Source organism: Mycobacteroides chelonae (assembly GCF_016767715.1).
Classification (GTDB): domain Bacteria; phylum Actinomycetota; class Actinomycetes; order Mycobacteriales; family Mycobacteriaceae; genus Mycobacterium; species Mycobacterium gwanakae.
The window spans coordinates 2,976,805-2,991,546 of the sequence record NZ_CP050145.1 but is presented as its reverse complement, the minus strand read 5'-3'; the positions used below and the strand labels follow the sequence as shown (position 1 = coordinate 2,991,546).

Annotated in this window: 13 protein-coding genes; 10 read left to right on the top strand and 3 right to left on the bottom strand. The window is 61.3% G+C overall.

The window, feature by feature from the left end; genetic code table 11:
- Window positions 1–57 precede the first annotated feature (57 nt).
- The 8 genes from HBA99_RS14675 (at window position 58) to HBA99_RS14640 (ending at window position 9,973) form a co-directional block, all read left to right on the top strand.
- Window positions 58–915, top strand: a complete 858-nt coding sequence (locus HBA99_RS14675; protein WP_070931205.1) for a helix-turn-helix transcriptional regulator — start codon at window positions 58–60, stop codon at window positions 913–915.
- Between the two features lie 88 nt (window positions 916–1,003).
- The gene (locus tag HBA99_RS14670; protein ID WP_070931204.1) at window positions 1,004–1,957 is read left to right on the top strand and encodes a hypothetical protein; all 954 of its coding nucleotides are present in this window, start codon (window positions 1,004–1,006) and stop codon (window positions 1,955–1,957) included.
- 327 nt (window positions 1,958–2,284) lie between these two features.
- Window positions 2,285–2,911 carry an MspA family porin gene (locus HBA99_RS14665; protein WP_234714744.1) on the top strand — a complete coding sequence of 209 codons (627 nt, stop codon included), beginning with the start codon at window positions 2,285–2,287 and terminating at the stop codon, window positions 2,909–2,911.
- Complete coding sequence (locus tag HBA99_RS14660) at window positions 2,911–4,170, top strand: hypothetical protein (protein WP_070931408.1); 1,260 nt, start codon at window positions 2,911–2,913, stop codon at window positions 4,168–4,170. The genes HBA99_RS14665 and HBA99_RS14660 overlap by 1 nt, the downstream gene beginning before the upstream one ends.
- 109 nt (window positions 4,171–4,279) lie before the next feature.
- Complete coding sequence (locus tag HBA99_RS24860) at window positions 4,280–5,491, top strand: phospholipase A2 (protein WP_081342877.1); 1,212 nt, start codon at window positions 4,280–4,282, stop codon at window positions 5,489–5,491.
- 17 nt (window positions 5,492–5,508) lie between these two features.
- The gene (locus HBA99_RS14650) at window positions 5,509–6,456 is read left to right on the top strand and encodes an LppU/SCO3897 family protein (RefSeq protein WP_131822839.1); all 948 of its coding nucleotides are present in this window, start codon (window positions 5,509–5,511) and stop codon (window positions 6,454–6,456) included.
- A gap of 511 nt (window positions 6,457–6,967) precedes the next feature.
- On the top strand, window positions 6,968–7,663 hold the full coding sequence (locus tag HBA99_RS14645) for a CPBP family intramembrane glutamic endopeptidase (protein WP_070952728.1): 696 nt from the start codon (window positions 6,968–6,970) through the stop codon (window positions 7,661–7,663).
- Window positions 7,664–7,744: 81 nt separating this feature from the next.
- On the top strand, window positions 7,745–9,973 hold the full coding sequence (locus HBA99_RS14640; RefSeq protein ID WP_070931407.1) for a S9 family peptidase: 2,229 nt from the start codon (window positions 7,745–7,747) through the stop codon (window positions 9,971–9,973).
- 125 nt (window positions 9,974–10,098) lie between these two features.
- Here HBA99_RS14640 and HBA99_RS24945 read toward each other — a convergent pair whose 3' ends face one another.
- Window positions 10,099–10,233 carry a hypothetical protein gene (locus HBA99_RS24945; protein WP_268793548.1) on the bottom strand — a complete coding sequence of 45 codons (135 nt, stop codon included), beginning with the start codon at window positions 10,231–10,233 and terminating at the stop codon, window positions 10,099–10,101.
- Window positions 10,234–10,621: 388 nt separating this feature from the next.
- Window positions 10,622–11,671 carry an alpha/beta fold hydrolase gene (locus HBA99_RS14635; protein ID WP_070931200.1) on the bottom strand — a complete coding sequence of 350 codons (1,050 nt, stop codon included), beginning with the start codon at window positions 11,669–11,671 and terminating at the stop codon, window positions 10,622–10,624.
- A gap of 232 nt (window positions 11,672–11,903) precedes the next feature.
- On the opposite strand from HBA99_RS14635, the gene HBA99_RS14630 reads away from it, so the two are divergent.
- Window positions 11,904–13,031 (top strand): GGDEF domain-containing protein, encoded by a 1,128-nt coding sequence (locus HBA99_RS14630; protein WP_070931199.1) that lies wholly within the window; start codon window positions 11,904–11,906, stop codon window positions 13,029–13,031.
- A gap of 9 nt (window positions 13,032–13,040) precedes the next feature.
- Here HBA99_RS14630 and HBA99_RS14625 read toward each other — a convergent pair whose 3' ends face one another.
- Complete coding sequence (locus HBA99_RS14625; RefSeq protein ID WP_057966914.1) at window positions 13,041–13,670, bottom strand: TetR/AcrR family transcriptional regulator; 630 nt, start codon at window positions 13,668–13,670, stop codon at window positions 13,041–13,043.
- A gap of 254 nt (window positions 13,671–13,924) precedes the next feature.
- Between HBA99_RS14625 and HBA99_RS14620 the strand changes: the two genes are divergently transcribed.
- The gene (locus tag HBA99_RS14620) at window positions 13,925–14,740 is read left to right on the top strand and encodes a class II aldolase/adducin family protein (RefSeq protein WP_070949529.1); all 816 of its coding nucleotides are present in this window, start codon (window positions 13,925–13,927) and stop codon (window positions 14,738–14,740) included.
- The last annotated feature ends 2 nt before the right edge of the window (window positions 14,741–14,742 follow it).

The following is a 14,742-nucleotide window of genomic DNA, read 5'->3' as shown; positions in this document are numbered from 1 at the left end:
TAACCAGTAGTGCAATGGTCATAGGAGTGGCAGTAATACTCAGTTAAAGTTGCTGGCATGTCGGGAGGCGAGTTGGCGCGGCGCGCTGAACTAGGTGCATTCCTGCGTGCGCGCCGGGCGGCCGTCAAGCCCGCCGACGTCGGATTAGCGGAGACTATCGGAAAACGGCGCACCCCAGGCCTGCGGCGAGAGGAAGTTGCCCAGCTTGCCGGGGTTGGCCTTGCTTGGTACACGTGGCTAGAGCAGGGGCGGGTGGTGAGCACTTCTGCGCAGGTGATCGACAGCATTGCCCGGGCGTTACTCCTCGAGGAGGCCGCGCACCGGCACGTGCGTGCACTCGCGAATCTCCCGCTGCCTCAACATGCGTTGCCTGACCCCATTCACGAGTCGGAGTTGGACGCACGCCTCGGGCGCTTAGTCGCGAACCTGCTGCCCAATGCCGCATGCGTTATCGATCAACGCTTCGACATCTGTGCCTGGAATCTGGTGTACGGAGAGATCTGGCGTGAGCTGGAAACCATTCCCACGCAAGAGCGCAACCTGCTCTGGCTGTTCTTCAACGACCCAGGCCTGCGTGATCTCGTCGTCGACTGGGACCTGCGTGCACAGGCGCTGATCGCTCAATTCCGTGCGGTGGTTGGCCGTAACCCCCAGGATTCTCAGCTAGCCCAATTGGTGGCGCGGCTGAGTGAATCCAGCCCCTACTTCCGCGAGCGGTGGTCTGACTATCAGGTGGGGACGTTTACCGAGCCGCGGCACGTCATCCGTCACCACCTTGTCGGCGAGATCCATCTGGACCTTGCCCAGCTCCGCTTGGTTCAGTACCCGTCATTGACCCTGATCCTGCAGAGCCCGGTCACTGATTCGGACAGGCAGGCACTCCATAGCCTGCTCGCGGAGGCGGAAAAGCGTTGAACCACAGGGCTTGGCGGCTGATCGGCTAACCTGCGGTGGGGAGGAGCACATGACAATGTCAGACGGCGTAACGCCACACACTCACGATGTGACGTTGGAGACCTACCGATACTTGCGGGCCGGCATGGTCGTGATGATTGTGATGCTCGGTGTGGCGGTGGGCGGCGAGCGGATGATGGCCTCGTGCTGGCAAGCCACGATCAGCGACTACTACTTCACCACGGCGCACGGAATATTCATCGCAGCGCTGTGCGGCATCGGCGTGCAACTCATCGTCTACAAGGGCAGTAGCGACACCGAGGACGTGCTACTGACTCTGTCGGGGGTGTTGGCCTTCATTGTCGCCATGGTTCCCAACAATCGACCAGTCCTGTTGTGCGGCAGTCACGATCTGCCGGTGGACGGCAACGTCAGTTACGCGATCACCGACAACGTGTGGGCTGTTGTCATCGCCCTGGGGCTTGCGCGCGCGGTGTCCTGGTGGTTGCACCGGCGCACCGGCACGGTACGGCCCAAGAGCGTCTTGGGCACAGTGTCGCTGTACGTCTCGCGGGCGATCATGGGCGGCGGCCTTATTGCGTTGGTCTTCTTCCGGCCGTTCTTCGACGCGCACGCCCACAAGATCGCTGCCGCACTGATGTTCCTGGCAATCATCGTCACCGTCGCCATCACCGCGTTCCTCGTTAGCCGTCAAGATGACACGAAATGCCCGCATCGCCGCCTGTATCACGCGCTCTACCAAGTCATTGCGGCGACCATGATCGCGACGTTGATTGTGGTTTCGGTGCTACACGGCGTACTGAGGACATGGAGCCATTGGTTCATCATCTTGGAGATCGCGCTGGTCGTGGAGTTCGGTGTCTATTGGGTTGTTCAATCCATCGAGTTATGGAAAACCCCCAACCGCGTGGACCTGCTTCCCGCTGATGACCAGTCACGCCTTACACAACAACGGCACATTCCGAACCCAGCAGGGTTACTCCCGGAAGTTGTTGAGGCGACGGAAACGCCGATCCGAGATCGACTGCTGGTCGCTCTCTAGCAAGGCGACTCCGGTCGGCATGCGTGGGCGCTGAGCGGTTCTTCAAAGATGTTGTGGCACTGATGCCCCCGCTTCTGGAGCACAACGTCGGCGTGACGAGGGGAGTGTCGACTGAGTCACCTCGCTAACCAATCTGCATCCTGCCTCTGGCCGCTCCTTAGGGTGTTAGTGCTACTCATATGACGATTACTGCACTGGTCAGCGCCCTCCAGGCACTTAATGCTGTCGCTCGTGCCCATAACGACACGAAAGACGCTCGCAACCTCATCGCTGGTTGCCGCCACACTGCTGAGCGCACTGCCCCCCGCGTTGGCCGATCCGCAGGTGATGCCGGATCAGCATCAGCAGTTCGTGACCGATGACGGGTGGACGGTCGGGTTGACGATGACCAATGAGGTGATCGATCACATCGACAACATCGCGGGGGCAAGCAACTCGTGGCAAGCCCGGGTGTCGTATCGCGCGGAGGCCACGATCTCGGGTGCGGGTTCGGCGGTTATTCAGGATGCCCAGCTGGAGACCGGGTACTTCGTGGGCTGCCGCACCGACTCCTCCTCGGGTGTCGAACTGGGCGGTGACCTCGGTTTGACGCTTAGCCAGCAGCTCAATGGGCAGGCGTATGGCGGAGCGTATGGCGGCGGGCAGGGCGGGTCCGGCGGCGGTGGTGGTCAGGGCGGCGGTTTCGGCGGCGTCTCCGGTGGTGCCTCGGTGGGTGCCCAGGAGCACATCGGCGGTTATATGCGTGTGCTGCTCAAGCCGGGCGGTTTGGCGCAGCTGCCGATGGACCGGATCAACTTCCGCAACATGCATGCGGTCTCACAGGTGCGTAACCAGAACGTGGAGGCCGACGGCTGCGGCGGCCAGGTCAAGATCCAATCGTTCGCGACCTTCCGGATCCGCACCGAGAACGGCAATGACACCCAAACCGTCTACGGCGAGCCGAAAGACCTGTGATGACTAAAGTTTTCAGAATTGCGCTGATACTTCTTGCTGCTGGGTTGGTTGTGATACCCGCCGAGGGGTCGGGTGCGGCAATCGTTCGGGCACATGCCGATCCGGCGGTACCGACGCCTGCACCGCTGCCAGCGCCGCGCGAGATGCCCCAGGATGCACCGCGCATCAACAACATTGGTGGAGCCAAAGTCTCGTCGAGTGCCCCGCAGGGCGAAGGCAACGGCATGGGCCAGCCTCTAGCGGCCGCACGCGAGCTGTCGAACTTCACGGTGCCGATGTTCGCCAAGGACGGCATCTTCTTCCCGACCACCTGGGCCGGCAAGAACATCGCGATCCACCTACCGGGCGAGATGACGCTGCAAGCCGCGGCCTGGTCCGGAGATGGCGGGGCCACCTATACCTCCAACGACGTTGATTACGAGGTGATCCCATTCTCCGGTGGCGGCGGTGACATTGTGATTCGTCGCAAGACGATCTTCTCGCCGTCGGATATGCAGGTCGGGGTGCGCATCCCTGAGGGCACGCACCTACGTCAGGGCACCAATGTCGTCTTGGTGGAAACCGATCCTCACCCAGGTCGCCCTGCAACGGTCGTCGGCACGTTCTCCATTCCGGTGGCCCGAGACTCCAAGGGTGCCCCCGTCACGGTGTCACCGGGTATCGGTCCGGGCTTTCCGAACCAGACCAACATTCTGATCAACCTGGGCGAGGCCAACATCTTCGCCTTCCCCATCGAGATCACCCTCTCCTACCGTGCCTCAAACACACCCACCAGCGGCGCGCTGACTGCGGACTGGGGCGGCATGCCCGGTGGAGTCGGCGCGCCGCAGGTGATCACCCAACCTGTTGACTACGTTACTGACCCTGCAGGCACTTATCGGCCCGCCGGCATTGACCCGGCGCTCTACGCACAGCGGCACAGCGGTGGCTGTCAGGGCGGACCCAACGAATTCCGGTCCGCCGATGGGCGCGCGGCAGACTTCACCGTGTCCTGCCAGCGCCAGCAGATGTGCCTGGACGCCACCCCGTCGAACACCTCGACGGATGTCTGCAACAACACCCTGTTCGCCAACATGTCCACCAACTGCGTTTCGACATTCGGACAGCAAGGCGACGACTATGACGCCTGCCAGCACGTGGCGAGCGATGAGGTGGCCTGGGTTAAAGCCAACATGCTCACCGGGCCCCTGTGTCAGCCCATCACGCCAGCGGCCGATACCCGCAGGCTGCCCTCAAATAACAACAGGTATTGCCAGTGACGCCGTCAATCAGTTGGAAGTCCATGTCATACAACGAACTCGATGAGTTTAGCGGCCAGTTTCCGTCGGCGAGTCCGGCAACAGTGCACGGGATAGGAAAGGCCTTCTCATGGTCATGAGTGATAAGTGGCGCATGCCGATTGGGTTACGTAGAGCATCTGCGGTCATCGCGATCGCTGCTCTGGCCGTAGGTGGGGCCAAAGTACTAGGTGATCACACTGAACCGGGTAGCGGGTTTTCCACAGTCGCCACCGTGGGCGCCGACCCTACAGGGCCAACTGGCCCCGGTGGCGGCGGGATGACTGGACCTCCCGGAGGAGGTAGCCAGTTCCAGCCACCCTCGATGCCGTCGCAGCTGGACTACCAGGGTGCCAATCAGCCGCCGTTGGACCAGAACGGCGGCGTCAACATCTACAACACGCCAGCTCAGGGTGCTCCCCAGCAGCCAGGGCAGGCTAATGGCCCGCAGCAGGGCCTGCAGCCGGGCCAAAACGCAGACGGCACATGGCAGCGGGCGGCGAATGGAGAACAGCAGCCGATCGATCATGGACCGGCGGAATACACCCAGGGGCCGGGTGAACCGAACCCCGACTATCAAGCGCCCCAGCAGGGTTCACCGCAGCAGGGGCAACAGTCGCCTCAGGAGGGGCAGCAGCCAAGTGAGGCGCCAACGCAAACTCAACAGCCTCAAACGTCGAAGCCATCGGCAACGCAAGAGCCGGAACCATCTGACGGGAATCAAGACACGGATCGGATGCTGGATTGTGTGATGAGCGCTTCAAGTTCTGCCTTTGTTCCCTCGAGGTTTGACGGCGTGACTAGAAGCGGTATTCAATTAACGGGGTTTCAGCGAGATATACCCAGTGCTGACGGCACCTGTAGAAAATGCGACCCTGAGAGGATCAAGCAATTTGATCGAAACTGCGACACAAGTTTCTACCCTGGACAATCGGTCAGTCGAGATAAAGTCTTCATGATGCCCTGCGGGTATATTTATGATCCTGATAGCAAGGTGACAGACCCGAACAAAAAATCTCTCCACGACTACTGCACAAAGTCAGAAGACGACCCCACGGGAGCAGATTTCGCCTATTCCTGTGCACGACATGATATGTGCTATGAACATGAAGACAACAACTTCCACGATAGTACCTACCATGCGTGCAACGTTGCGTTTCAGAATGATTTGTTCGAGGCCTGTGATGTTGCTTTTCCGGTGGAAAAATGGTCACCCTCGACCTGGGGCAATGGTCCAGATCAAGCGATATGCAAGGGATTCGCGAAGTCATACTACCTAGTCGTGGAATTTGCCCATAAATGATAAATAAGAGGAAACTTATGAAATGGGCCGTCCCCGTTGTTCTGACGCTAACTTACTGGATCACAGTCCGACTGCTGTCCAGTTATGGCCTGAGCTGGCCACGCTGGCTCTTCGTCCTGGCTGCTATTGCGGGGGTTCTGTTGCTGCATAGATGGCCGCGTCCGGCTACTGTGCGATGGACCTCGGTAGCCTCTGTTTCGCTGTTGGCGCTCTCGCTGTGCCTTGATGTTTGGAGCACCTGGTACCTTGCGTCGAAAGGTCAATACGCCGGAACTTACATTGGTATTGGCATGGTGCGATTGTTGTCGTTCGTGATGGCCTTCGCGGGATTGATCGTCTTTCCAACACACATCGTGGATGATCCGAATGCGCCGAAAGATCTATCGAGACTGACTAGACGTGGTTTCGCCGTATTTGGTGTAGTTGTCCTGGTATGTGTATCTTGGATAACTATTCGCAGTTGTGCGACAAATACCCAGCCGGCAGCTCCGCGCAATAAGGTGCTAGCGGATTTCGATAAGATTCCCGGTGAATTTGTTGGAACGGGCGAAGGCGTAGGCGGTTGTGTCAATCTCTCAGGTAAAACGCCCGATAATCCATTCGCTCAGATCTTACCCTGCGGATCGCGTGAAGCGAACTACAGAATAGTGCAAGTCGCTACTACTCCCGACCAGTGTGTATCCGATGCTGATCAGCGTTACTATTCGCGAACGGGAAAAGTTGAATTTACCTACTGTCTCGATTATAATTGGAGTCGGATGGATTGCGTAAAGATGGCTAACGGTCAAACCTGGTTCGCAACAAAAGTGAGTTGCGATGATATCCAATCTTACCCAATTGAGAAGCCATTCTCCGTTATTCTCGATACGACGTCACTAAAACAATGTGCAAATGGTGGGTGGGCGCACGCGCAGAGAAAGTTCACGATTTGCTCAACAACACTGAAAAAGACCGGTACGAACTGATTGCTGGCCTGGCCAGGGTTTGGTGACCTTTGAACTGAGAGCTTTGTGTTTGTGGCGGGAACGTGTTGATCATCCAGAAGAAAATTGAACAGGAGCCGAGGGGTGGACGGTGCGGCTGGTGGATGAGCATCACCAGGAAACCCTTTGGTGACGGGCTGCTGTGGCTGCGGCACGAAGGCGAGGGGAGCGAGGCGAACAACAACCCGCGATGGCCCACCGATGACCCACAACGGACAGACGAACCTGCTTGCCCTGGACTAAAAATACTGCTGGATGGACTTCCCTAGGCTGAATCGACCTGCGTAGACCTTATGGGAGGCGCCTCACACGCAAGGGGTCGCTGGTTCGAACCCCAGCCGGGGCCACAGAAGAAGTACAGGGCGGAGAGTTTTTCTGCTTTGCCACGCGCCGCACTAATTAAGAGTGCAATAAGAGCTTGACTCGCTTATGGCAGCGCCACGGCGCGATGAGGCTTGAGTGTGCCCTGAGGGCATAGCTGATACTCCGCCCCATGAGTGTTGTAGAGCACTTCGGCGTGGCGAGCGGACCCGCGCGGCCCGGCTGGCTGGAACTGGGGGTAGCTGCGGCCACCGCTGTCTTTCTGTATCTAGTGGGCGGCGTGGCCGCATACTTCGTGGCGGAAGATTTCCCCATTGTCCTCGGACAGGTGAACTTCCTGATTTCAGGGCTTGCGCCGTTGGGAGCGTTTGCTGCTGCGGTCCTCGTTCGGATTCGTGATGTCCGTCCGTTCGGGTTGCGGCATACGAGTCTGTTGTGGCTGCTGACCGGCGTCGTCATCGGCCTGGTGTGCTTCGGGCTTAGTTGGCCGGTTTCGGCGATTTTTGATCCGCTGTTTCCGGGGTCGGAGGGTGTTAAGCAGCCCTACCGTGATGCTGCTCGGTCGGGAGCAGTGCCTCTTATCGTGGCAGTGGGGCTTGGCGGTATCTTGACGCCGCTCGGTGAGGAGGCTTTGTTTCGTGGCGTGCTTGCGACTTTCCTGTTCCGCTGGGGGAGCTGCATCAGCGTGGTCTTCAGCGCGGCAGTTTTCGCTGTGGCACATGGGATCAACGCCGTGATGCCTTTGGCCCTCATGATCGGTTTGGCCAATGGTGTTCTGCTGTGGCGCTCAGGTTCGATCTGGCCTGCGGTCATGGTGCACATCGCCTATAACAGTGCGGGCATCTTGTATCACGGCCTCGGATACTGACTGCCGGGGCTCGCTGTGCCGCTGCGGCGCGGTCAAGTCGGTGTTGACTGTGCCGTTACGTCCGGGTGTTGGATGCCTGGTGTGACGACATTGCTGACCGATTCTGATTATGCGCGTGCCGAGCAGATGCTTTTCCCTTCTCGGGCACGGCGGGTGCCGGGCACTGTGCTGACACCGCAGTGGTTCGCCGACGGTGCCCGATTCTGGTACCGCGTCGGAACGCGGTACGTCGCGGTCGATCCCGCTGCGAGGACTCGTCGTGCCGCCTTCGACCACGACGCGCTGGCCGCCGCACTGTCGGCGGCAGTTGGGCAGGCGGTGACCGGTGCCGATCTACCGATTGTGGCCGTGGAAATTCGGGCTGACGACGCGGTGCTGTTCAGCGCGTTCGGCCGGAATTGGCAATGGGCGGACAACGCCTGCACCGAATCTGACACTGCCGCAACCATTCCTGGCGGGGTCCCTTCGCCCGATGAGCGGTGGGATGCGTTCCGCCGCGATGGCAATATCTGGGTCCGCAGCCGGGTCGATGGCACCGAGCATGCCCTCACCGATGACGCCGAACCCTACTTCGATTACGGCGGCCTGCCGGACACCACCGGCGGACGCGCACTGATGCGTGCACTGGGTATTCCGGCGCCGATGATCCTGCACTGGTCGCCCGATTCCACCCGAATCCTGGTTGCGCGCATCGATCAACGCGAGGTGCCCGAACTGGTGCTCGTCGAATCCAGCCCGGCCGACGGTGGCCGGCCGCTGGAACACCGCACCCGCTACTCGATGCCCGGCGAGGAATCTGTTGCAACGATGACCTGGAACGTGCTCGATGTCGAGCAACGCACGGTCGTACGGCAGCGGGCCGAGCCGACACCGATCATGCACAATGTCGCACTCGTCTACGCCTGGTGGTCGAGCGCGGACGCCGTTCATTACCTGCACCAATCCCGCGACGCCCGGACGTTGCAACTGTGTCGCCTCGACGCGTCCACCGGCGCGGTCAGCACGCTAATCACCGAGACGGGCCAGACCCGGGTCGACCCGACCGTGCTGCTCGGCGACCCGCACATGGTGCACGTGCTGGACACCGGCGAGATCCTGTGGTGGTCGCAGTGCGACGGTTGGGGCCACCTGTACCTCTATTCGGCCGACGGCGCCCAGGTCACCCAGATCACTGCCGGGCCGTGGCTGGTGAGCAGCCTGCTATGGGTCGACGAAAAGGCTCGACAGGTGTACTTCGCGGCCAACGGTCTGGTCGAGGCCGACCCGTATCTGCGGCAGCTCTGCCGAATCGGACTGGACGGCAACGGGTTCACCCGCCTCACAGATGACGAGCTGGATCATGACGCGGTCAGCCCGCCGCAGGGCGGCTACCTGGTGGATCGGGCCTCAAGCCCGAGCCTGCCGCCACGCTCGGTGGTACTCGACGGGGATGGTCAGGTGGTGGTGGAGTTGGAGACGCCCGACACCGACGACCTGAAGATTCTGGGCTGGCAACCGCCGGAGCGGTTCCGGGCAACCGCAGCGGACGGTAAGACTTCCATCTACGGTCTGCTCTGGCGACCGCACGATCTGGACCCGGACCGCACGTACCCGATCATCGAACACATCTATCCGGGGCCGCAGCTCTACCGCGCCGCACCGACGTTCAACCCGCCGCACTATGGCGAACCGGAGGCTTTGGCCGCGCTCGGGTTCGCGGTGGTGGCCATCGACGGTCGTGGAAGCGCTGGGCGCAGCAAGGCATTTCATGACCACTCCTATGGAGATCTCGGCAACGCCGGCGCCCTGGACGACCATATCGCCGCGATCCGCGAACTCGGACAGCGGTATCCGTGGCTGGACACCGCCCGAGTCGGGATTACGGGACAGTCCGCGGGCGCGTTCGCTGCGGCGCGTGCCGTGCTGCAGTATCCGGACTTCTACTCGGTGGCCGTCGCGGTCTCGGGCAATCATGACAACGCCCTTAACCTGGCAATGTGGGCCGAGCACTACCACGGCGATCTGAGCGCCGAAGGCCAAGCAGCGATCTCGAATACCACGCTGGCCGCCAACCTGAAAGGCAAGCTGCTGCTAATCCACGGTGAACTCGACGACAACGCACACCCGTACATGACGATGCGGCTGGCCGATGCACTCATCAAGGCGGACAAAGACTTCGACCTGATCATGATTCCTGGTGCCGAGCACTCGCTGTACGGTTGGCTGCACTATTCGCTACGTCGCACCTGGGACTATTTTGTGCGGCATCTACACGGCACCGAGCCTCCCGGTTACCGACTACAGCCGCTGCTGCTGCCCTCGCTCGGCTGACCGGCACGCGATCTCACCGCCCCGCTTCAGCGCATTCCGCTGCGCCGAGTTGTGCAAATCGCCATTGCCAGGTCGATCACCTTGTTCGCGGACCTTCTCCCACGTGGTGCGCCGGTGCGAGGACGTCAGGTCGGGATCTGCGTCCGGACCGACCTGACGTAGGGCGCAAACCGTTCGGCGAGATCACGGCGGGCGATCTCGCGGGCATCGGCGGGCAGATCAAACATTGGCCGCGGATCGGCAGCTGTCGCGTACAGCACCCACAGGACGAAAACAGCACAACCACTCGGCCAGCCGTTGCAGTCTTAAAACCATTGCTGAGCCGGTTATTTCATGGTTGGTGTTTCCCGGTGATGGAATGCACACGTTATGCGGGGATAAGGCCGGGTGGTGAAGTGACGTTGCCGACGCGCGGTTGATGCGATTGGACAGCTTCGGCTGAGGTCTTCAACTCTGCACGCGGCGGAGAAGTCATGTCCTGCACTCGTGAGAACTCAGCATGCCCAATCGGACGCCCACGATTGTCAGCGCCGCACTCCAGAGGTACACAAGCTCCTGACTGCGAGGCGGACAGCGAAGGGCCTTGGCTGGGTTCCGCCAATCCACGCGCGTTCTCATGCGGGTGGATTGGCGCTGAACGCCGGCGACTTACTCGCGCCCGTCCAACTCGGCCAAGAACTCATCGATGGCTGGCCACGTCTCGTTGACACCGGCCGACAGCGCCACCAGTCCGAGGTGACTTGCCTCCACCGTGGTGAACCGAACGTCCGCAGACTTGAGCATCGTCATGCCGTGATGCACACACTGCCACGGTGCGATGGCATCACGGTGGCTGCCGAACAGCTGGATCGGCAACGTCAGCGCCGTCAGGTCCAGGGTGTAACCGGCCACATTGACCACGCCCGCGGCGATCTCATCGTGATAGATGAATCGTCCCCACATCTGCGAGACGGCCCGTCCTGGATAACCGGGGAAGGCGTCCTGGAACCGGTCGATCACTTCGGCCTTGGCCAACGCTTCGGTGTTGTCCAGATTGTTCAGGAGGAACCAGGGTCGTTTGATTTCTCGGTCCCACGAGGTGGCGCGGTAGGCGGCCTGTACCACTGGTGCGGGAATGCCGCCAAGCGCTCGTAACACCGTGGTGACGGCATAGCCGTTGGTGCGTTTGGTGATTCGGCGTGCTTCGGGATATCCCGGGATTTGTCCGTAGTCCAACGGGGTGCCGATGGCGACGATCGAGCGGATCGGCAACCCGCGGTCGGCTGCGGCGGTTAAAAGGCTCAGGGTGCCGCCCAGGCTCCATCCAATCAGGTCCAGCTGCGCCTTGCCGGAATCGATGAGCACGCGCTCGATGGCCTGCGGAATGATGTCGGCGAAGAAGGCTTCCAGACCCAGATGTCTATCTGCCCAGCCGATCTCACCGTAGTCGACGACGTAGGGCGTGCGACCCTGCTCGAGTAGGTGCGCCACCAGTGATTGACCCGGTGCTAGGTCGTAGCATGTCGCCGACGCTGCCAGCGGCGGAACCAACAAGACTGGGACAGCGCTGGACTCGCGCGGATCGTCAGTGCCGTAACGGCGCAACTGGCGGTGTGGCTCGTCGAACAGGGCAACATGGCTGGTTGGTGTGGGTGGGCGCACCCCGTCGCCGAGAGTGAGGGCGAACAAGTTCCTCGCCGAGACCGGAATCGAGATCATAGTGAGTTCGTGTGCTCCTTCGTGCCGGCATTGCCCGGCCTATTGATTAGCTCCGGAAAAGGTTTTCAGTAGACCGGCCGGATTTACAACGGTTTGTGGCATGTACGACATGTGGGTGCACGGCCGCCACCACGCCAGGTCGTCGTCGCGTGAGGGCGGCCTTGCCACTCTGGGGATCGTGTGTTGCCATACTTGCTTCGGTCGGGACGAACTGAAGCACGATAGGGGATACATGGGTGCGTTCACCGGCACCGGAGGGGTCACGAGCGCGTTGCCTCTCGGTGACCTAACACGGTGGTGGAGCTCGCCGTCACGCTACGACCAGATGATGGGTTACTTCTCGACGCGCTCCATGCGTGTGGCGCTGCGTGCTGCCGTCGGCGGATGCGCCGGCGCACTGGCTCTCATCCCACTCGCGATGGAGTTTTCGCCGATGGGGCCGCGTACGGGTGTATGGCGGTGGCTCGACATTCTGGCCAGCCTGCTCGCATTTTTCTGGATGCTGCGCTGGTGGTTAGGGCCGCTGCCGAAGGAATCCGAATCTGTGGTCTTTTCGGTTACTTCGGTTGCCTCCGTGTGCATCGCCTGCTTCGCGGACTCCGACAGGGGCACCGGCATGCACGGCCTTATCTCCTTGTCTCTGATGGCGATCTACATATGTTCCTTCCACGGCGCACGGCTCATCGTTCTGTACTTGCTTGCATCTCTGGCCACACTGACCTTCCTCGCGATTGCGATTGATCTGCAGCAGGGGTGGGCCGTGGCCATGGCGGATTCGGTGGTCACCGCGACGCTGCTGGTTGGGGTGCCGCCGATCATCCACTTCGCACAGCTGGCGCTCACCAGTGATGCCCGGGCGGCCGGTATCGACCCGCTCACCGGCCTGCACAACCGGCGAGGATTCGATGATCAGTCGACGACGCTGGCCCAGGCGGCACGAGCTGATCGATCTGAGCTGAGCGTGATCATGATCGACATCGACCGGTTCAAACAGATCAACGATCGTTTTGGGCACGGTGTCGGCGATCAGGTGATCGCCGATGTGGGCTCGCACATCAAGGCGATTTCGGGCAGCGACGCCGTCGTTGGGCGTGTTGGCGGGGAGGAGTTCTGTGTCGCACTACTCGGGCCCGCCTCGCAGGCGCGAGAGGTCGCCGAGCAGATCCGGGCAGGTTCGGAATCTCTAGATGGCATGGTCACGGTGACGGTGAGTGTCGGGCTTGCCAGCTGCCCATCGCCCACGTCGAATACCGCTCCGGACAACCTCATTGGGCAATTGGTCGCCGATGCCGATCATGCGATGTACTCCGCCAAGCGGCAGGGCGGCAACCGGCTTGAGGTCTGGGGCGTCACCGGGTAGGCGGCACCGCTATTCGATACCGGCTATCGACCCTGCGGGCTGAGAGAACGCGCGCAGCATGGCGGGGAAGGCCAGGCGTTCCAGCATGCGTGTCTCGGCCAGCTCAGGTTCGACGTAGAACTGTGCGGCCACACCTTCACGCAGCGCGGTGGCAAGCCGGGCAATGAGCTCGGCATCGATGACCAGTTCCCGCTTCGCGATCGTCATCAGTTCGTTGATGATGCCGGCGGCCTCGCGCCGCAGCCGTGCATCGTGCTCGGCCAGCACCGCCGCGGCGCTGGGCTCACGGATCGCGTACAACGTGAACTCCATGCTGATGAGATACCAGCGGCGTTGCGCAGGCCCCTTGTCGTCGATGGTGGCGATGAAGGTGCTGATGGGGTCGGGACTCGTGCGGCATTTATCCAGCGCTGCCCGCAGCGCGGCGATCAGCTGGTCGCTGCTGGCATCGAACAGGGTGAAGAAGAGTTCATCCTTACCCGTGAAGTTCGAATAGAACGCGCCTCGGGTGAATCCTGCCTTTTCGCAGATGTTCTCGATGCTGGCGCCATGGAATCCTCGGTCGGCGAACACGTCGAGTGCGGCCTCCATCAGGCGGGCGCGGGTCTGTTCGCGTCGGCGCGTCGAACCGGTCGGCATGGGCGCCCCTTCTGTGGTGTGATCCGTGAAACGTATTTTCGATACAGATACGTATCCTACAGTGAGTGCACGCAAAATAGCTGGAGAAACCGCGAGATGGCGGTAGGGCGATTCGCGACGATCAGTCATCTGGTTGATCTGTAATCAAGCATTATTCGTGCCAGCATCTTCGGATGCAGCTCCTCTTGACGGGTTTTCCGCAGCGGGGGTAGCTTGTGATCATCAGATACAGATATGTATTGAAAGGTGGGTACATGACCTCCGGAGATGTTGTGGTGGACGAGGGATTGTCCGCGTACATGGTCGGTTCCGCCGATGCCGTCCCGATGAGTCCGGCCCCGGCGGCGACGGTCGAGCAGGAGCGTGATCGCCGACTGCGTGAGTTGGCAGCCGCATTCCGGATATTCGGGGCATTCGGCTTCTCCGAAGGGGTGGCCGGGCACATCACCGTCCGGGACCCGGAGTTCCCCGATACGTTCTGGGTGAACCCCTTCGGCATGAACTTCCGGCACATCACCGTGTCCGACCTGATCCAGGTCGATCACGACGGCAACGTGATCACCGGCAGCCGGCCGGTGAACAGGGCGGCGTTCTGCATTCACTCCGAGGTGCACAAGGCCAGGCCCGATGTGATCGCCGCGGCGCACGCGCACTCGATACATGGCAAGGCGTTCTCATCGCTGGGGCAGCCGCTACTGCCCATCACGCAGGATGCATGCGCCTTTTACGAAGACCACGCGGTGTACACCGACTACCGCGGCGTGGTTAGCGACCTCGAAGAAGGCCGGGCGATCGGATCCGCGCTCGGGTCCACCAAGGCGGTGATCTTGCAGAATCACGGGCTGCTTACCGTGGGCCACTCGGTGGCGGAGGCCGCCTGGTGGTTCATCACGATGGAACGCTCCTGCCAGGCGCAGCTGCTCGCGATGGCCGCTGGTGAACCACGATCGATCGACCATGACACCGCCGTCTCGGTCTACAACCAGATCGGCACCCCCGCCGCCGGATGGTTCCAGTTCCGGCCGCTCTGGGACGACGTGATCAAAACCGCCCCCGAGGCCCTCCAATGATG

Excerpts from the sequence above, each read along its gene's own strand:
- HBA99_RS14675 (WP_070931205.1), top strand. The coding sequence starts at position 58 with ATGTCGGGAGGCGAGTTGGCGCGGCGCGCTGAACTAGGTGCATTCCTG.
- HBA99_RS14665 (WP_234714744.1), top strand. The coding sequence starts at position 2,285 with ATGCCGGATCAGCATCAGCAGTTCGTGACCGATGACGGGTGGACGGTC.
- HBA99_RS14660 (WP_070931408.1), top strand. The coding sequence starts at position 2,911 with ATGACTAAAGTTTTCAGAATTGCGCTGATACTTCTTGCTGCTGGGTTG.
- HBA99_RS24860 (WP_081342877.1), top strand. The coding sequence starts at position 4,280 with ATGGTCATGAGTGATAAGTGGCGCATGCCGATTGGGTTACGTAGAGCA.
- HBA99_RS14650 (WP_131822839.1), top strand. The coding sequence starts at position 5,509 with ATGAAATGGGCCGTCCCCGTTGTTCTGACGCTAACTTACTGGATCACA.
- HBA99_RS14645 (WP_070952728.1), top strand. The coding sequence starts at position 6,968 with ATGAGTGTTGTAGAGCACTTCGGCGTGGCGAGCGGACCCGCGCGGCCC.
- HBA99_RS14635 (WP_070931200.1), bottom strand. The coding sequence starts at position 11,671 with ATGATCTCGATTCCGGTCTCGGCGAGGAACTTGTTCGCCCTCACTCTC.
- HBA99_RS14630 (WP_070931199.1), top strand. The coding sequence starts at position 11,904 with ATGGGTGCGTTCACCGGCACCGGAGGGGTCACGAGCGCGTTGCCTCTC.
- HBA99_RS14625 (WP_057966914.1), bottom strand. The coding sequence starts at position 13,670 with ATGCCGACCGGTTCGACGCGCCGACGCGAACAGACCCGCGCCCGCCTG.
- HBA99_RS14620 (WP_070949529.1), top strand. The coding sequence starts at position 13,925 with ATGACCTCCGGAGATGTTGTGGTGGACGAGGGATTGTCCGCGTACATG.